Source organism: Micromonospora sp. NPDC049004 (assembly GCF_040649315.1).
Classification (GTDB): Bacteria; Actinomycetota; Actinomycetes; order Mycobacteriales; family Micromonosporaceae; genus Micromonospora.
The window spans coordinates 21976-39829 of record NZ_JBEZFG010000004.1 but is presented as its reverse complement, the minus strand read 5'-3'; the positions used below and the strand labels follow the sequence as shown (position 1 = coordinate 39829).

Here is a 17854-nt window from a genome sequence, read left to right as displayed (position 1 = left end):
TTACCAGCCCTTCGCCAGGCTCGTCTGCAACCGGGCGGCCCGTGCGGCCCGGAGCTGGAAGATCGCCTTCACCAGGGCCGGCGCGGCGATGAAGATGACGATCAGCGCCTGAAGCACGGTCACCAGCTCCAGCGAGATACCGGAGTACGACTGCATCCGGTTGCCTCCGGCCTGGAGCGCGCCGAACAGCAGCGCCGCGAGCAGCACCCCCCACGGCTTCACCCGGCCGAGCAGCGCCACCAGGATGCCGTCGAAGCCGATCTGCGCGACCACCAGCGGGGTCAACGCGCTGGCCGTCGAGCCGAGCACCATGTTCGAGCCGCCCAGGCCGGCCAGGATCCCGGAGAAGACCATGATCAGGATGTAAGTCCGGGTGACGCTGATGCCCGCCGTCCGCGCGGCGTCCGGGTTGGCGCCGACCGCGCGCAGCTCGAAGCCGAGCGTCGACCGGTTCAGCAGCCAGGCGACCGCCCAGGTGGCCAGCACGGCGAGCAGGATGCCGGCGTGCACCCGCAGGTTGTCGCCGAGCAGGCGCGGCAGCTGGGCGGAGGTGTCCACCGCCTTGCTGATCGCGTCGGTCCGGGTCGGGTCCTGCACGCCGTTCTGCACGATGAGCCAGGTCAGGAAGTACGTGGCGACGTAGTTGAGCATGATCGTGTTGATCACCTCGTGGGCACCGGCGCGAGCCTTGAGGATGCCCGGGATGAAGCCCCAGATCGCCCCGCCCAACGCGCCGGCCAGCACCGCCACCAGCAGGTGCAGGCCGGGCGGCAACGGCAGCAGGAAGCCGGCCAGCGCGGCCAGGATCACGCCGATGGTGGCCTGGCCCTGCGCGCCGATGTTGAACAGGCCGCCACGGAAGGCCAGCGCCACCGCCAGGCCGGTGAAGACCAACGGCGCGGCGTACGTCAGCGTCTCGGAGATCGGCGCGAGCACCGCCTGCCAGCCGTTGCTGCCGTTCACCCAGCCGGAGAACGCCTCGGGGTCGAAGATCGAGCCCTTGAACAAGTTCGCGTACGCCTCGCTCACCAGCGTCCAACTCGAGTTGAGCGCATCGGCGGGACGGGCGGTGATGTAGGTGTAGGTGTGCAGCACGTCCGGGTCGGAGACGATCATCAGCACCGCGCCGACGACGATCGCCAGCACCAGCGACAGCAGGGTCACCGTGAAGGTGTTGGCCGCCCAGAGGTTGTCCAGGAAGAGCCGGCCCAGGGACGGCTTCGGCTGCGACCCGGGGGCCTCGGGCGTGGTCGTCGTGCCGGCCCGCTCGGTGTTGCCGAGCGCGTTCTGCGCCGCCTGCGCCTCGCTCGCCGGCTCCTTGTCCGGGGAACCCGACTGCGGATTGCTGTCGCTCATGCCTCGTCCTCGTTCGCGGAGCCTGCGTCGCTCGCCGGGCTCCCGTCGGCCACGCCGGTCTCGCTGGCGGCGGGAGTCGTGCCGGTCCCGGCGGCAGCGGGGGCCGCGTCGGGCTCGGCCGGGGTGCCGGAGCCGGCAGCGGCGTCCGGGCGAATGCCGGCCATCAGGAGGCCGATCTCCTCGCGGGGGGTGTCCGGACCGACGATGCCGATGATCCGTCCGCGGTACATCACCGCGATCCGGTCGGCCAGCCCGACCACCTCGTCAAGCTCGCTGGAGACCACCATGACGGCCGTGCCGATGTCCCGCTCGTGAATGATCTGGCTGTGGATGAACTCGATCGACCCGACGTCCACGCCACGGGTCGGTTGGGCGGCGATGAAGAGCTTCAGCGGCCGGGACAGCTCCCGGGCCACGATCACCTTCTGCTGGTTACCGCCGGAGAGGGTGCCCACCGCCGCGTCCGCAGATGAGGTACGGACGTCGAACTGCTCGATCCGTTCCCGGGCCGAGGACGCGATGGCGTCCGGCTTGAGGGCGAGCCCGGCACCGAACGGCGGCCGGTCGTAGATGTCCAGCACCAGGTTCTCGGCGACGCTGAACTCCTTGACCAGGCCGTCAACGCTGCGGTCCTCGGGGACGTAGCCGACGCCGGCGCGGAGCACCTTCTTGGTCTTCCAGCCGTCGATCCGGTCGCCGCTCAGGCTGACCGTGCCGGCGAGCACCGGGCGCAGGCCCATGATCGCCTCGATCAGCTCCGTCTGGCCGTTGCCCTGCACGCCCGCCACGCCGAGCACCTCGCCCGCGCGTACGGTCAGGTCCACGCCGTCGACCGCCCGGATCTGCCGGTCGTCGTCGACGACCAGCCCGGCCACCTCCAGCACCGGCTCGCCCGGGGTGGCAGGCGACTTCTCCACGGTGAGCCGGACGCTGCGGCCGACCATCAGCGCGGCCAGCTCGTCCCGGCTCGTCTCCGGCGAGGCGGTACCGACGGTCTTTCCGCGCCGGATCACCGTGATCCGGTCGGCGATCGCCTTGACCTCGCCGAGCTTGTGGGTGATGAAGACGATCGACTTGCCGGCCGCCTTCAGCGACCGCATGACCGTCAACAGCTCCTCGGTCTCCTGGGGCGTGAGCACCGCGGTCGGCTCGTCCAGGATGAGCAGGTCGACGTCGCGGGTGAGCGCCTTGACGATCTCCACGCGCTGCTGGATGCCGACCGGCAGATCCTCGATCACCGCATCGGGGTCGACCCGCAGGTTGTAGCGCTCGGACACCTCGGTGACCTCGCGCCGGGCCCGCCGCCGGTCCAGGAAGCCGGCGATGCCGCCCCGGACCTGCTCGGCGCCGAGCATGATGTTCTCGGCCACCGTGAAGACCGGCACCAGCATGAAGTGCTGGTGCACCATGCCGATCCCGGCCGCGATGGCATCGGACGGGCCCTTCAGCTTCAGCGGCGTGCCGTCGACCAGGATCTCGCCCTCGTCGGGCTGGTAGAGCCCGTAGAGCACGTTCATCAGGGTCGACTTGCCCGCGCCGTTCTCGCCGAGCAGGGCGTGAATCTCTCCAGGCTCCACCGTCAGGTCGATGTGGTCGTTGGCGACCAGATCACCGAACCGCTTGGTGATGCCGCGCAGTTCGAGTCTCAGCGCAACCTCCTGGAGTGCGAGCGATGGTGCAGCGTAGCTGCTGGTCGACCGGGCCGGACCAGGCCGGTCACCGTGGCGCGCGATCGGCCGCTCCGGCCCCACGGGTGGTCACCCGCGGGCCGGAGCGGCCGGATCGGTCGTACCTGTACCCCGCCGCTCCTGCGATGATCTCACCGGAGCGGCCGGTCGGTTGTCACTTGGTCGGCTGGGCCTTCGAGGTGACGGTGATGGTGCCGGCGGCGATGTCCGCCTTGATCTTGTCGACCTCGGCCTTCAGCTCGGCCGGAACCTTGCTGTCGAAGTCGTGGTACGGGGCGATCGAGACACCGGTGTTGGCCAGGGTGCCGACGAAGCCCGGGTTGGCCTGCAGCTTCTCGCCACCGGCGGCCTTCACCACGGCCTCCTTGACGGCCTCCGGGATGTTCTTGACCACGGTGGTGATGATCGCGGCGCAGTCCGGGGTGCTCTCGCAGCCGTCGACGTCCACCCAGATGGTGTTGTACTTGCCGCCCGAGGCCTTCGCCGCCGAGGTGGTGCCGAGGCCGGAGCCGCCGGCGACCGGCATGATGATGTCCGCGCCCTGGGCGACCAGCGCGTCGGAGACCTTCTTGCCCTCGTCCTGCTTGGCGAAGTCGTTGGTGAAGGAGCCCTTCTGGGTCTCCTTGTTCCAGCCGAGCGCCTGGACGTTCTTGCCCTTGGTCTTGTTGTAGTGCGCCACGCCGTCGACGAAGCCGTCCATGAAGATCGTCACCGGCGGGATCGGCAGACCACCGTAGGTGCCCACCTTGCCGCTCTTGCTCATCCCGGCGGCCAGGTAGCCGGCCTGGAACGCGGCCTGGGCGGTGTCGAACTGCATCGGGTAGACGTTGGCGTCACCCGGGTTGGCGTCCACGATGCCGAACTGCTGGTTCGGGTTCGCCTTGGCGATCTTCGAGGTCGCGTTGGCCATCAGGCCACCGACGGCCAGGATGAAGTCGCACTTCTGGTTGACGTACTGCGTCAGGTTCGGCTCGTAGTCGGCCTCGGCCTTCGACGCGACGTACTTGATGTCGATGTTGTCGTTGGCGGCCTTGGCCTCCTGCAGGCCCTTCCAGGCCGAGGTGTTGAACGACTTGTCGTCGATGCCGCCGACGTCGGTCACCATGCAGGCGCTGAACTTCTTGGCGCCACTGCCGGCGTTCTTGTCATCATCGGGGGCCTCGCCACACGCGGCGGCGCTGAGCACGAGCCCACCTACCGCGAAGATCGAGGCGATCCGCATCCCACGCACCGAGCGCAAGACGTCTCCTTCCCATTGCACACCGCGCCTAGTGCGGTGGCAGCCCATCAGCCGACCTGCGGGTGTGCCGCCGGCTGTCCCACGTTACGGACGGGAGCGTACGCCCGCGCCCACCCACCGGCCGACAATCGTGCACGACTGTTGAGCGCCTGTTACCCGGGTGTAACCCTTGGGTGGGGCAAGTCACTCTTCGTGCTGGTAGCCGAGCATCAAGGCGTCCCGAACGTCCGGTTCGGCGGAGGTCATCCCCTCCCCGGACGCTACCGCCAAAAGACCGCGACCGCCGCGTTGACCAGGGTCAGGCCGACGATCGCGAGGAAGTGGCCACGGTTGACCACGTCCCGCTTCCGCGAGAAGAAGACCATGACGAAGATCAGCAGCGCGATCACCAACTTCGTCACAAGTTTCGCCGGGTCCGGCTCGTCGTCACCGCCGCCGCGCAGCGGCGCGGAGAGTCCGAGGCCGGTCAGCAACTGGATCACGGCGCCCCAGAGCATGGCGGAGTTGATCCGCAGCTTCCCGCTGACGTACTGGGCGATCGAACCGCCGAGCAGCAGGGCGAAGCCGATCAGATGGACATAGAGGAGAATGAGTCGCAGTGCTTCCACGCCGCCCATCCTCCCCCATCAACGACGGTTCGTAGTAGGGGGTCGGCCGGTCGGCGCGTCGAGGGGGCTCACCCCTTCACCGCGCCGGAGGTGAGGCCGGAGACGATGAAGCGCTGGAGGAACTGGAACACCAGCACTGTCGGGATCGCGGTGAGCAGGGTGCCGGCGGCGAAGATCCCGAAGTTGGTGTTCCGCTCGCCGCCCTGCAGCATGCCCCGCATGCCGACCGCGAGGGTCTTGGCGTCCGTGTCGGTGAGGAAGACGCTCGCCATCAGGAACTCGTTGATGGTGTTGATGAACGCGAGCAGCCCGGTCACCGCGAGGATCGGCGCCACCAACGGCAGCATGATCCGGAAGAAGACCTGTGCGTGCGAGGCGCCGTCCATGGTGGCCGACTCGTCCAGCTCCCGGGGCAGGGTGTCGAAGAAGCCCTTCATCAGCCAGGTGTTCACGCCCAGCGCTCCACCCAGGTAGAGCAGCAGCAGACCCCACGGGGTGTTGAAGCCGACCGCCGGCCACAGGTCGGTGATCGTGCCGAAGATCAGGAAGATCGCCACGATCGCCAGGAACTGCGGGAACATCTGGATCAACAGCAGCGACAGCAACCCCACCCGTCGCCCCGCAAAGCGCATCCGGGAGAAGGCGTACGCCGCGAGCGCCGAAAGGAACACCGAGGCGAACGACGCGCCCCCCGCGATGAGCAGCGAGTTCAGGAACCAGTTGGCGAAATCGGTGCGGGCGAAGAGGTCCCCGAAGTTCTCGAACGACACCCCGCCGGTCGGCACCAGCTCGGTGGAGGAGAGGGTGCCGAGCGGGTTGAGCGCCGCCGAGACGACAAAGACGAGGGGGAAGAGGCTGAACAGCACGCCGAGCAGACCGACCAGGTGCCGCCAGCCGACCTGCGCAAACCAGCGGTTCCTCCGCCTTCGCGCCGGGCGGTCGACCGCCGTCGGGCGGCTCGTGCCGGTGAGCGTGGTCACGCGTACACCTCCTCCTGTTGCCGGGTCCGCCGGAAGCTGACCGCCGACACCACCGCGACGATGGCGAAGATGAACAGCGAGACCGCCGCGGCGAAGCCGAACTGGGCGGCCTGCCCACCGAACGCCAGCCGGTAGGTGTACGTGATCAGCAGGTCGGTGGCCCCGTTGCTGGGGTTGTCCGCCGGGAACGGCGCACCCTCGGTGGTCAGGTAGATCGCGTTGAAGTTGTTGAAGTTGAACGCGAACGACGAGATCAGCAGCGGCGAGAGCGCGACCAGCAGCAGCGGCAGGGTGACCGCCCGGAACGACTGCCAGGGTGAGGCCCCGTCGACCGAGGTGGCCTCGGTCAGCTCCCGCGGGATGGCCTGGAGCGCGCCGGTGGCCACCAGGAACATGTACGGGTAGCCGAGCCAGAGTTGCACCAGGATCACCGCGGCGCGGGCCGTCCAGTCCTGGCCGAACCAGTCGACGCCGAGCCCGAACAGGTTGTTGATCAGCCCGAAGTCGGTGTTGAACATGTCCCGCCAGACCAGCAGCATCGCGAACGACGGCATGGCGTACGGCAGGATCAGCAGCATCCGGTAGAGGTTGGTGCCCCGCATCCGGGGCGAGTGCAGCGCGAGCGCGATGAGCATGCCGAGGATGAACGTGCCGCCGGTGGAGCCGATCGCGAAGGCGAAGTTCCAGACAAGCGTTCCGAGGAAGGGCCCGGAGATCCGCTCGTCGGTGAGCACCCGGGTGAAGTTGGACAGCCCGACGTTCACCTTCCAGCCCTGGGCCAGCCGCTCGCCGTCGGTGGCGACGAACGCGCCGGCCTCGCCATCCGCGGTCCAGGTCCGGCCGCTGTCACTGTCCCGGACGCAGTCGCAGCCCGCGTCGTACGCCCGCACGGCCTTGCCCTCGTACGCCCGGGACAGGCCGGACGAGCGCAGCGCGCCGCCGGCGGTCGGCACCACCAGATCGGTGATGTCCTTGCTGCGCGCGCTGGCCTGGCCGATGGTCAGCACGGTGTAGCCGTCGGCCGCGGTGACCTTTCCGCCTAGGGCGACGGTGACCGCGTCGGGGTCGAGCGGGCGCAGGCCACCGGTGTCGCCGACGGAGACCGTGTTGGTCTCCGGGTCGGTGATGAGGAAGACCAGGTCGCCGGTGGTGGGGTCGCCAGTGGTGGCGACGGACAGCGGGTACTGGGTGGAGCCCGGGACCTGCTTCACCGAGGAGCTCTCGATGGCGACGATCGCGTCGTCCTTGCTGCCCCGGTGGCCGTCGCCGAAGTTGGTGAAGGCCGTGCTCGCGGTGTAGAGCACCGGCACGATCTGGAAGGCGATCAGGAAGAGCGTTCCCGGTACGAGGTACTTCGCCGGGACGTGCCGGCGGCCCGCGTACAAATAGAACAGCGCGGCGGTGGTCACCACCAGCACCGCCAGCCCGATCCACTGCCCGGCCTCCACGAGCGGGAAGGCCGCCCAGATCGCGATTCCGGCCACCAGGCCGAGCAGGATCACCTTCGCGGCGAGACCGGCCGCGGTGATCGGCGCGTGGTTCCGCGCGGTACGGGACGTGCGCGGGGACCCGCTACCCACGGGCCCCCGGCCCGGGGTCTGCTGGGCAGACCCCGGGCCGGACAGCGGCATACTCATTATTTGATCGAACCGGCGATCGTCTTGCCGGCAGCGGTGACCGTGCTCGTCGGGTCGGCGCCGCCGATGACTGCGGCCTCCGCCTTGCCGAACGGGTCCCAGATCGCGGCCATGGCCGGGATGGCGGGGAGCACCTGGCCGTTCTTGCCGGCCTCGATGAACTTGGCCAGGTCCGGGTCGCTGCCCTTGACCTGGTCCAGCGCGGCGGTCAGCGCCGGCGGGCGCGGGTCGGCCTGGTAGAGCGCCACGGCCAGTTCCGGCTTGGCGACGTAGTTGGCGACGAACTCCTGGGCCAGAGCCTTGTTCTTGCCCTTGGCGGCGACGTAGAAGGACTGGACGCCGACGAACGGGGCGGCGGGCTTGCCACCGGCGAAGCCGGGAACGGCGGAGATGTCGTACGTGATGCCGGCCTTCTTGACGTCGGCGGTGGCCCACGGTCCGGAGACCAGGAAGGCGCACTTCTTGCTGGTGAAGGTGGCTGTCGAGTTGGTGTCGGCGATCGAGCGCTTCAGCACGCCCTCGCCCTTCTCGCCGAGCGCGGCGATCTTCTTGAACGCGGCGATCGACTCCGGCTTGCCCACGCCGAGGTCCTTCGGGTCGTAGTCGCCGTTCGCCGTGGTGCCGAAGAGGTAACCGCCGGCCGAGGCGTACAGCGGGTAGATGTGGTAGGCGTCGCCCTTCTGGCCGACCTGCAGGCAGAGCGTCTCGGTGACCTTCTTCTGCGCCTTGAGCTGCTTGCCGGTGGCGACCAGGTCCTCGATCGTCTTCGGCGCCTCGGGGGCCAGGTCGGTGTTGCGGATCAGCGCGAGGTTCTCCTGCGCGTACGGCACGCCGTAGAGCTGGCCGTTGAACGTGACGGCCTTGATGGCGGTCTCGTTGAAGGTGGCCTTCTGCTCGTCGGGCAGCTGCACCGGGTCGATGGCACCGTTCTGGACCAGGTTGCCGATCCAGTCGTGCGCGCCGATCACCACGTCCGGGCCGCCGCCCTGGCTCGACACGGTCACGAAGTTGTTCTGGAGGTCCTCGTTGGGGACGGCCTGCACCTCGACGGTGACGCCGTTCTCCTGGCCGAACTTGTCCGTGAACGGCTTGAGGGCGGCGGTCCGCTTGTCGTCGGCCCAGATCACGAGCTTGCCGCCGGCGGCCTGGGGGGAGGCGCCGGCGCCTGGCTTGTCGCTCTTGTCGTCGCCACCGCAGCCGGAAGCGGCGAGCGCCAGGGTGAAGAGGGCGACCACACCCGCGGTACGGATGCGCATCGGTACTCCTGTCGTCATGGCGGAGCCGCCGGGGGAAGGGCGGTCCGCCAGTGGGAAGTTGAAAGTTTTTGCCAACCGACGCAGCGATGCTGCGCCGCTGCTCGCCTATGTTGCGGGGACGTTAGCAAGACGTTGCAGATAATGGAAGGGCTTGCAGAGCGCCCCGCAAGAACTTGCCGGTGGGCTAAAGTGCCGCCATGCGCGCTCGACTGTCCGACATCGCCCAGCAGGCCGAAGTCAGCGAGGCCACGGTGTCGCGGGTGCTCAACGACCGCCCCGGCGTGGCCCCGGAGACCCGACAGGCCGTCCTGACCGCCCTCGACGTCCTCGGCTACGAGCGACCGGCCCGACTGCGCAAGCGCAGCGCCGGCCTGGTCGGCCTGGTGGTGCCCGAGTTGGACAACCCGATCTTCCCCGCGTTCGCGCAGGTCATCGAGTCGACGCTGGCGCAGAGCGGGTTCACCCCGGTGCTCTGCACCCAGACCGCCGGCGGCGTGACCGAGGACGAATACGTGGAGATGCTGCTGGACCGGCAGGTCTCCGGGATCGTCTTCGTCTCCGGCCTGCACGCCGACACCGCAGCCAACCACGACCGCTACCGGGCGCTGATCGCCCGGCCGCTGCCGGTCGTGATGATCAACGGGTACGTCCCCGGCATCGGCGCCCCCTTCGTCTCCTGCGACGACCGGGAGGCCGCCGAACTCGCCGTGGCCCACCTCGTCGCGCTCGGGCACCGGCGGATCGGCCTGATCACCGGCCCGGACCGGTTCGTGCCGGTGCAGCGCAAGGTGGCCGGCTGGCGGGCGGCGATGACGCGCCTGGCCGGCGTCGCCGAGGCCGACCTCGGCCCGCTGGCCGAGCTGACGCTGTTCGGTGTGGAGGGTGGCGAGGCGGCGGCCGGCCGCCTGCTCGACCGTGGCGTCACCGGCCTGGTCTGCGGCTCCGACCTGATGGCGCTCGGCGCGGTGCGGGCAGCCCGGCAACGCGGTCTGACAGTTCCGGGCGACCTCTCCGTGGTCGGCTACGACGACTCGCCGCTGATGGCGTTCACCGACCCGCCGCTGACCACCGTGCGGCAGCCCGTCATCGCCATGGCGGTGGCCGCGGTCCGGGCCCTGGTGGACGAGATCAACGGGCACGGCGCCCCGCACTCGGAGTACCTGTTCCGCCCCGAGCTGGTCGCGCGCGGCTCGACAGCTGTCGCCCCGGCCGCCGTGCGGTTTCCTTACGCAAGATCTGCTTGACTCTTGCAGAGGCGGGCGGCATATTGCTCAGACAGCCGCGCCCGAGCCTGAGACAGACGGGGAAACATCACCAATGGCCGTCAGCACCATCACCGCGCCCCGCACCGACGACGACTGGTGGCGCTCGGCGGTCGTCTACCAGGTCTACGTGCGCAGCTTCGCCGACAGTGACGGCGACGGCGTCGGCGACCTCGCGGGTATCCGGGAGCGGCTGCCGTACCTGCGCGACCTCGGGGTGGACGCGCTCTGGCTGACCCCCTTCTACACCTCCCCCATGGTCGACGGCGGTTACGACGTCGCCGACTACCGGGACGTCGACCCCATGTTCGGCACGCTCGCCGACTTCGACGCGATGATCACCGACGCGCACGCCCTCGGCCTGCGGATCATCGTCGACCTGGTGCCCAACCACACCTCCAGCGCGCACCGCTGGTTCGTCGACGCCCTCGCCGCCCGCCCCGGCTCGCCCGAGCGCGCCCGCTACCACTTCGCCGACGGCCTGGGCGAGCACGGCGACAGGCCCCCCAACGACTGGGAGAGCATCTTCGGCGGCCCGGCCTGGACCCGGATCGCCGACGGCCAGTGGTATCTGCACCTGTTCGACCCGGCCCAGCCGGACCTGAACTGGCGCCACCCCGAGGTCCGCGCCGAGTTCGAGGACGTCCTGCGGTTCTGGCTGGACCGGGGCGTGGACGGCTTCCGCGTCGACGTGGCCCACGGCATGATCAAGGCCGAAGGGCTGCCGGACGTCGGCTTCGGCACGGCGACGACCGGGCAGCGCCAGGTCGACCTGCTCGGCAGGGCCCGCCTGCCCTACTTCGACCAGGACGAGGTGCACGAGATCTACCGCGCGTGGCGGCCCATCCTGGACAGCTACCCGGGCGGTCGGATGGCGGTCGCCGAGGCGTGGGCCGAAACGCCGCAGCGGCTGGCCCGCTACATCGGCCCGGACGAGCTGCACCAGGCGTTCAGCTTCGACTTCCTCGACGCCACCTGGTCGGCCGACTCGTTCCGCAAGGTGATCGACACCGCCCTCGCCGAGGCGACAGTCGTCGGCGCCCCCACCACCTGGGTGCTGTCCAACCACGACAAGCAGCGGCACGTCACCCGCTACGGCGACGGCGCCGAGGGGCTGCGCCGGGCCCGCGCCGCCAGCCTGCTCATGCTCGCCCTCCCCGGCAGCGCCTACCTCTACCAGGGCGAGGAGTTGGGCCTGCCCGAGGTTCTCGACCTCCCCGACGAACTGCGTCAGGATCCGGCGTTCCTGCGGACCGGCGAGAGCCGCGACGGCTGCCGGGTGCCGATTCCGTGGAGCGGTGAGCTGGCGCCGTACGGCTTCGGGCCGGCCGGCAGCGAGCTGAGCTGGCTGCCCGCACCCGCGACCTGGCGTGCCCTGTCGGTCGCCGCGCAGGCCGGTACGCCCGACTCGACGCTGGAGCTGTACCGGGCCGCCCTGCGTATCCGTCACGAACACCCGGCGCTTGCCGTCGACGCCGGCGAGGTCACCTGGCTGCCGGCCGAACCGGGCGTGCTGGCCTTCTCCCGCACCGCGGGCACCACCGCCCTGACCTGCGTCGTCAACCTCAGCGGAGCGCCAGTGGCCATCGACGGGTACGGCGAGCCCATCGTCGCGAGCGCGCCGCTCACCGATCACCTGCTGCCCATCGACGCGTCCGCCTGGTTGGAACGGCGCTGAGCGGGTAAGCCCAACTCGACCTGGTCGTCCGTCGTGCCCCGCGCCAACGGGCGACTGGGCTACCGGCCCCTTGTGGTGGGGGGTGAGGTGCACCGGCGTCACGCGGAGTCCGCTCCGCGCGGCGCCGGTGTCCGTGTGCGACAGGTGGTGTGCCTCGTCGCCCCCGTGGGTACCGCCGTCGCGACGGAGGTGACCCCCATGGCGGTACGGATGGCGCAGTACACGATCGATGTCGAGAACCTGGACGTGATGGTCGCGTTCTGGTCGGCGGCCCTCGGCTACGAGGTCGAGCAGGGCGACGACGGCAGCGCCAAGCTCTGGCCGCCGGAGCAGCCGTCCGCCGCCGCGCCCACCATCTGGTTGCAGGGCTCCGGCACCGCCAAGCAGGGCAAGAACCGTCTCCACCTCGATCTGGTCGCGGACACCGACCCGCAGGCGGAGGTACGTCGGCTGGTGGGCCTCGGCGCGCGGCACGTCGACGTCGGCCAGACCGGCAACGAGCGGTTCACCGTGCTCGCCGACCCCGAGGGCAACGAGTTCTGCGTGCTGGACGGGCCGCCGAGCCGCTGAACGGTCGCGTCACTTCGCGGTGAGCAGCGCCGCGATCCGGGTGAAGCCCGCACGCACCTCGGCCTCGTCCGGCGGCTCGGCAGGCTCACCGTGGCCCGCCTCGTCGGCCGCCGCGTCCAACTCCTCGTCGATCACGTCCTCGAAGTCTCCGTACAGGTCCGCTCCCTCGACCTGCCGGACCTCGTCCTCGGCGGCCACCTGGGCGGCGGCGATCTCGCTGCGGATCTCGTCGGCCGACAGCGCCGGCAGCAGCGGCTCGACAACCGCCATCAACTGCTCCTCGGCCACCACCGCCTCGGCCAACGCCAACGCGTGCGGCCGTTCGTACGGCCCGCAGACCACCGGCTCCCACTCGTCGAGGTCGCCCAGCGGCCCGAAGGTGATGATCCACGGCAGGCCGAGCATCGGCGAGTCGGCCGGCAGGTCCAGTGTCATGAGTGCGCCCACGCGCTCATCATGGTCCGCGAACGCGAGCGTCGGTGCGGTTCTGTTCAGTTACCGCCCGTCCGGCGGCCAATGGGGGACCGGTCAGCCGTCGACCGGCGTGTCGCCCGGGTCAACGCGCGAACAGGTTGAGCGCGAAGTTCTCGTCGGAGTTGTGGTTGGCGAGTAGCTCGTACCCGGAGGTCCGCCGGAACTCGTACGTCGGAGCGGAAAAGTCGACGCCGATCAGCCAGTTGAGCACCGCCCTGCGTTCCTTCGCCCCGAGGGCCGGGCCGATGCACCCGTCGACAAGCGTCTGCAACAACTGCCGCTGCACGCCATCGCGCAGTTTGACCATGCAGAGGACCTGGGCCACCTCGTTCTTGCGGTCCTTCGAGGGCTGACCGACCGCGGCCGACAACTGGCCCTGCTTACCGGGCAGGGTCACCTTGATGATGTGCAGCGAGCCGTCCACCGTCACCGGGACGGGCCACCGCCCTGCCCAGGCGTCCATGACGGTGCTCGGTGTCATGCCGGGGAACACCGGCAACGGTCCGGAGCGAGTGGGCGAGCTGGACGGGTACTCCCCCGGCTCCCCTCGCGTTCCCTGCTGGGTGGCGGACCGCTGCGGGGGGTTGTCCCTGTCGCGCACCACCGACACAGCCGCGAGCCCGGCCAGCACCAGCGCCATGGCAGGCACCGCCAGCAGGAGCCATCGTCTCGACGTCGCCCCACGACCCGCCGGAGGTGATCCGGCTTCCCGCTCGGTCCCACTCACATCGTGCTCCCCGTGTCACGGCTGATCGGCGGTGGCGCCACCCACCGCTGGCCGCCTCGCAGGGTACGCACGGCCGCAACACCGGTCAATGTCACACATTCATCGGGAAACGTTCCTCGGCCTGCGCGGCTCAGTCGTGCCGGGTGGCGTCGAGGGCGGCACGCACGAGAGCGAGGGCACGCTCCGGGGGTACGCCCAACCGCCGTGCCTCGGCGGCGTACTCGACGGCGGCGCGGTGCAGCCGGTCGACGGCGGCGTCGCGGCCGGGTGCGACGAACGTGCCGTTGCGCCCCCGGGTCTCCAGCAGCCCCGCCCCCTCCAGCTCCCGGTACGCCCGCGCCACCGTGTTCGCGGCCAGCCGCAGGTCGGCGGCGAGCTGCCGGACGGTGGGCAGGCGGCTGCCCACCGGCAACCGGCCGTCACCGATCAACTCGGCGAGCTGCACCCGCACCTGCTCGTACGGGGGCACCGGCGAGTCGGAGTCGACAGTGATCAGCACGTCAGGCACCTCCGCCATCAGCTCGCACCCCCCGGCGCACCGGGATCGGTGTCCTCGTCGGGATCCACCGGCGGGGCACCCTCCGCCAGATCCACCACCCGCCCGCTCGTGCTGGTCGCGAGCAGCGCCGCCCCGAACAGCACCAGCTGGTTGAGCAGGTAGAGATAGAGCAGCAGACCGACCGCGCCGGCCACCACCGTGTACGCCGGGTTCCGCTCGGTACGCACCACGTAGTACCGCCCGACCGTGTTGAGCAGGGTGATGCCGATCGCCACCAGCAGCACCACCGGGCGCAGCCGGGACCGGCTCATCCGCAGCCGGGGCACCGCGAGCAGCAGCGCGGTGGCGAGCACCGCGTTGACCAGCACACTGAGCACCGCGCTGACCGTGGTCAGGCCGACCGACCCGGTGCTGCGCAGCAGGAAGCGCAGCAGCGACTCCAGCGCGTCCACCGCCGCCACCGAGAGGCCGAGCAGCACGAAGACGCCGATCATCACCCCCAGGTCGACGAGCCGCCGGACCACGAGGTTGCCGGGCTGCTGGTTGAGGGCGTACATGAGGCGCTGCGAGGAGCGGATCGCCTCCACCCAGCCGATCCCGGTGAAGACCAGGATGACCAGGCCGACCACGCCGACCGTGCCGCTGGAGTTGGCGATCTGCTGCGCGTCCAGGAACGGCAGGTTCTCCTTCAGGAACCCGGCCGCCGCCGCGGAGACCTCGTCGTTGTCCTCCAGGATCGCGCCGAAGATGGAGTACGCGACCAGAGCCAGCGCGAAGACGGCGAAGAACCCGTAGTAGGCGATCGCCGCGGCGAGCCGCCCGGCCAGCACCTCGGCGTAGAGCGCCCCGGCCCGCCACACGTGGTCGAACAGGTTCGACCGGCCGCGCGCGGCACCCACCCAGCGGTCGATGCCCGCCTCGATACGGCCGATCACGTTCACGCGATCATCCTCGCCGATCTCCCACCGCCGCCGTGGCAACCGGCGCAAGAGTGCTCGACGGCCGGCGGGTCGCCGACCGTCAGTCGCCGAGGCGGAAGTCCCGGCGGGGCTGCCACCGGGCCTGCCCGCTGTGCGAGAAGAGGGTGAACCCGTCGACCTCGAACATCGCGGAGAAGTCGGCCAGATCCTCGTACACCTTGTCCAACGCCTCCGGTGCGACGTCCTGCGCCACGGTGACGTGCGGATGGTACGGGAAGCGGGTCTGGCGGTGCAGGCCCGGCGCGGTCGCGATCGCGGCGGCCAGCAGTTCGCATTCGCTGATCCCGGCGGCCACCGCGACGAACACCACCTGCGTCACCGGCCGGAACGTGCCGGTGCCCCGCAGGTGCAGCGTGAACGGCAGATGCGCGGCGGCCACGGCGGCGAGATGCCGCTCGACGCCCGGCAGGACGGCGGTCGGGATCTCGGTCGGACCGAGCAGCGTCACGTGTGCCGGCACCGCGAGGGGATCGCCCGCCTCGACCCGTCGCCGGGTGAGCTGGGCCCCCCACGGCTCCGGGATGTCCACAGCTATGCCGATCTGGACGGTGTCGCCGGACGGCGGCACCCCGCCACTGCGATCCACGCTCCGCGCCGCCACGTCGGCCACCGACCCGCCCACCTGTCCCGCAGCGCTATTCGCCGCGCACCGGCGGGAAGAAACCGATCCGCTCGTACGCGGACCGCAGGGTCGTGCCGGCCACCGACCGGGCCTTCTCCGCGCCGGCGGCGAGCAGCTTGTCCAGCTGCGCCGGGTCGTCGAGGTAGGTGCGCGTGCGCTCCTGGATGGGGCGGACGAACTCCGCCACGACCTCGGCCAGCTCCTTCTTCAGGTCTCCGTAGCCGCGGCCGGCGAACGCTGCCACCAGCTCGTCGATGCCCCGCCCGCTGAGCGCCGAGTAGATGGTCAGCAGGTTGGACACGCCCGGCTTGGTCTCGGCGTCGAAGACGATCTCCCGACCGGTGTCGGTCACTGCGGAGCGGATCTTCTTCGCCGACCGGGCCGGATCGTCCAGCAGGTCGATGATGCCGGCCGGCGAGGACGACGACTTGGACATCTTCGCCGTCGGGTCCTGCAGGTCGGTGATCTTGGCGGTGTCCTTGACGATGTGCGGCGCGGGCACCGTGAACGTCGCGCCGAACAGCGAGTTGAACCGCTGGGCCAGGTCGCGGGAGAGCTCCAGGTGCTGACGCTGGTCCTCGCCGACCGGCACCGCGTTGGCCTGGTAGAGCAGGATGTCGGCGGCCTGCAGAACGGGGTAGGTGAAGAGCCCGACGCTGGCCCGCTCGTTGCCCTGCTTCTGCGACTTGTCCTTGAACTGGGTCATCCGGCTGGCCTCGCCGAAGCCGGTGATGCAGCCGAGCACCCAGGCCAGCTGCGGATGCTCGGGCACCTGCGACTGCACGAACAGGGTGCTGCGCTCCGGGTCGAGACCGACCGCGAAGAGCTGGGCCGCCGCCACCCTGGTCCGCTGGCGCAGCAGCGCCGGATCGTGACCGGCGGTGATGGCGTGCAGGTCCACCACGCAGTAGAACGCGTCGTGGGTGTCCTGCAGGGCCACCCAGTGCCGCACGGCTCCCAGGTAGTTGCCGAGGTGGAACGAGTCGGCCGTCGGCTGGATGCCGGAGAAGACGCGGGGTCGCTCGGAAACGTCGGGCATGGCGATAATTCTGTCAGCAAGCGGGCGGGGCCGTCATGACGGGCCGGCGCGTCGGCCACGGCCGGCCGGTGTCGGGGCGCTGACCTCGAGTGGCAAGCCCGCGCGCCGCTGCTCCGGCACGCGGAGCGCCGACACCGCGAGCCGGGCGACCCGGCGGCCGTCCAGGGCCAGCACCCGCAGCAGCCACCCGTCCGCCGGGTCCACCGGATCGGGACCGCCGTCGTCGGGCGGCTCGGCGGGCACGGGCACCTCGTCCCCGGGCAGCGGCAGCCGGCCCAGCACCGCCATCACGTACCCGCCGACCGTCTCGTACGGTCCGGCGGGCAGCGTCACGCCGGTCCGCTCGGCGAAGTCGGCGAGGTTGAGCCGGCCGTCGACCACCGCCGGCAGGCCGGCGTACGGCGGGTCGGGGTTCGTGTCGTACTCGTCGTGGATCTCGCCGACGAGTTCCTCGATCAGGTCCTCCAGGGTGACGATGCCGGCGGTCCCGCCGTACTCGTCGATCACGACCGCCAGGTGGTGACCCTCCCGGCGCATCTCGGTCAGCGCGGCCAGGACCGGCTTGCTGCCCGGCACCTGCTTGACCTCACGGGTCAGCTCACCGACCGTGACGCACGGGTCGGCGTCCGGACGCAGCAGGACGTCCCGCAGGTGCACGAACCCGACCACGTCGTCCTGGGTGCCGTCGGTCACCGGGTAACGGGTGTGCGTCTCGGCCCGCACCAACCGGGCGGCCTCGGCGATGGTCAGCCGGGCCGGCAGGAAGACCACCTCGGTGCGGGGCATCATCACCTCGCGGACGAGACGCGCGCCGGCCACCAGCACCTCGTCGATGATCCGCCGCTCGTCCGGGTCGAGCACCGTGTTCACCGCGAGCAGGTCCCGTAGCTCGGCCTCGGAGATGCGTTCCCGCCCGGCCGCCGGGCCGGCCCCGAGCAGGTCGGTGACGAGGCGGGTGGCGCCGTCGGCCGTGCGGACCAGGATCCGGGCGAGGGCTCGGGCGAGCGGGCCGGGGTCGCGGCGGGGCTTGCGCCGCACGCGTCGCCGGAGCCCGGAACGGGCCGCTTCCCGCATGACAGAGATGGTAGACACCGGGTGCCCGCCGCACCGGGGATCGCGCCGAGTCACCGGCGATGTGCGGCTCTGTTTAAACGTGAGAGATTATGATGGAATGGGTTGGCGGCGTGCTCGACTCCGGTCCCATCCGCCGCCGTAGGGTGATCACCAAAGGCCACGTC

At 70.5% G+C, this 17854-nt stretch carries 17 protein-coding genes; 3 read left to right on the top strand and 14 right to left on the bottom strand.

Going from position 1 to position 17854, the window contains the following annotated elements:
• The 7 genes from AB0B97_RS13525 to AB0B97_RS13495 form a co-directional block, all read right to left on the bottom strand.
• Positions 1–1356: an ABC transporter permease gene (locus tag AB0B97_RS13525; RefSeq protein ID WP_357493521.1), complete on the bottom strand. Its 1356-nt coding sequence runs from the start codon at positions 1354–1356 to the stop codon at positions 1–3.
• Complete coding sequence (locus tag AB0B97_RS13520) at positions 1353–3107, bottom strand: ABC transporter ATP-binding protein (RefSeq protein WP_308195376.1); 1755 nt, start codon at positions 3105–3107, stop codon at positions 1353–1355. Before AB0B97_RS13520 ends, AB0B97_RS13525 begins: the two co-directional genes overlap by 4 nt.
• Before the next feature lie 91 nt (positions 3108–3198).
• Positions 3199–4266, bottom strand: coding sequence for a BMP family ABC transporter substrate-binding protein (locus AB0B97_RS13515; RefSeq protein ID WP_357494255.1), 1068 nt, complete (start codon positions 4264–4266; stop codon positions 3199–3201).
• A gap of 278 nt (positions 4267–4544) precedes the next feature.
• Complete coding sequence (locus AB0B97_RS13510; protein ID WP_234585695.1) at positions 4545–4892, bottom strand: hypothetical protein; 348 nt, start codon at positions 4890–4892, stop codon at positions 4545–4547.
• Between the two features lie 68 nt (positions 4893–4960).
• Positions 4961–5872 carry an ABC transporter permease subunit gene (locus tag AB0B97_RS13505; RefSeq protein ID WP_234585692.1) on the bottom strand — a complete coding sequence of 304 codons (912 nt, stop codon included), beginning with the start codon at positions 5870–5872 and terminating at the stop codon, positions 4961–4963.
• The gene (locus AB0B97_RS13500; protein WP_357493518.1) at positions 5869–7509 is read right to left on the bottom strand and encodes an ABC transporter permease subunit; all 1641 of its coding nucleotides are present in this window, start codon (positions 7507–7509) and stop codon (positions 5869–5871) included. The genes AB0B97_RS13505 and AB0B97_RS13500 overlap by 4 nt, the downstream gene beginning before the upstream one ends.
• The gene (locus AB0B97_RS13495) at positions 7509–8765 is read right to left on the bottom strand and encodes a maltose ABC transporter substrate-binding protein (protein WP_234585688.1); all 1257 of its coding nucleotides are present in this window, start codon (positions 8763–8765) and stop codon (positions 7509–7511) included. The genes AB0B97_RS13500 and AB0B97_RS13495 overlap by 1 nt, the downstream gene beginning before the upstream one ends.
• Before the next feature lie 197 nt (positions 8766–8962).
• On the opposite strand from AB0B97_RS13495, the gene AB0B97_RS13490 reads away from it, so the two are divergent.
• From AB0B97_RS13490 to AB0B97_RS13480, 3 genes are all read left to right on the top strand, one after another.
• Positions 8963–10009, top strand: a complete 1047-nt coding sequence (locus tag AB0B97_RS13490) for a LacI family DNA-binding transcriptional regulator (protein ID WP_234585685.1) — start codon at positions 8963–8965, stop codon at positions 10007–10009.
• A 73-nt stretch (positions 10010–10082) separates the two neighbouring features.
• Positions 10083–11705 carry a glycoside hydrolase family 13 protein gene (locus AB0B97_RS13485; protein WP_357493515.1) on the top strand — a complete coding sequence of 541 codons (1623 nt, stop codon included), beginning with the start codon at positions 10083–10085 and terminating at the stop codon, positions 11703–11705.
• A 198-nt stretch (positions 11706–11903) separates the two neighbouring features.
• Positions 11904–12275 carry a VOC family protein gene (locus AB0B97_RS13480; RefSeq protein WP_357493513.1) on the top strand — a complete coding sequence of 124 codons (372 nt, stop codon included), beginning with the start codon at positions 11904–11906 and terminating at the stop codon, positions 12273–12275.
• A 9-nt stretch (positions 12276–12284) separates the two neighbouring features.
• On the opposite strand, the gene AB0B97_RS13475 is transcribed toward AB0B97_RS13480, so the two are convergent.
• From AB0B97_RS13475 to AB0B97_RS13445, 7 genes are all read right to left on the bottom strand, one after another.
• Complete coding sequence (locus AB0B97_RS13475; protein ID WP_357493511.1) at positions 12285–12722, bottom strand: hypothetical protein; 438 nt, start codon at positions 12720–12722, stop codon at positions 12285–12287.
• Positions 12723–12831: 109 nt separating this feature from the next.
• On the bottom strand, positions 12832–13389 hold the full coding sequence (locus AB0B97_RS13470) for a hypothetical protein (protein WP_357493509.1): 558 nt from the start codon (positions 13387–13389) through the stop codon (positions 12832–12834).
• A gap of 217 nt (positions 13390–13606) precedes the next feature.
• Complete coding sequence (locus tag AB0B97_RS13465; protein ID WP_357493507.1) at positions 13607–13993, bottom strand: GntR family transcriptional regulator; 387 nt, start codon at positions 13991–13993, stop codon at positions 13607–13609.
• Entirely contained in the window at positions 13993–14916 is a 924-nt protein-coding gene (locus tag AB0B97_RS13460; protein ID WP_357493505.1) for a YhjD/YihY/BrkB family envelope integrity protein, read from the bottom strand. The genes AB0B97_RS13465 and AB0B97_RS13460 overlap by 1 nt, the downstream gene beginning before the upstream one ends.
• Before the next feature lie 79 nt (positions 14917–14995).
• Positions 14996–15565 (bottom strand): 2'-5' RNA ligase family protein, encoded by a 570-nt coding sequence (locus AB0B97_RS13455; RefSeq protein ID WP_234585639.1) that lies wholly within the window; start codon positions 15563–15565, stop codon positions 14996–14998.
• Positions 15566–15590: 25 nt separating this feature from the next.
• Complete coding sequence (gene trpS / locus AB0B97_RS13450; RefSeq protein ID WP_234585634.1) at positions 15591–16616, bottom strand: tryptophan--tRNA ligase; 1026 nt, start codon at positions 16614–16616, stop codon at positions 15591–15593.
• 33 nt (positions 16617–16649) lie between these two features.
• On the bottom strand, positions 16650–17690 hold the full coding sequence (locus AB0B97_RS13445) for a hemolysin family protein (protein WP_357493502.1): 1041 nt from the start codon (positions 17688–17690) through the stop codon (positions 16650–16652).
• Positions 17691–17854: the final 164 nt, after the last annotated feature.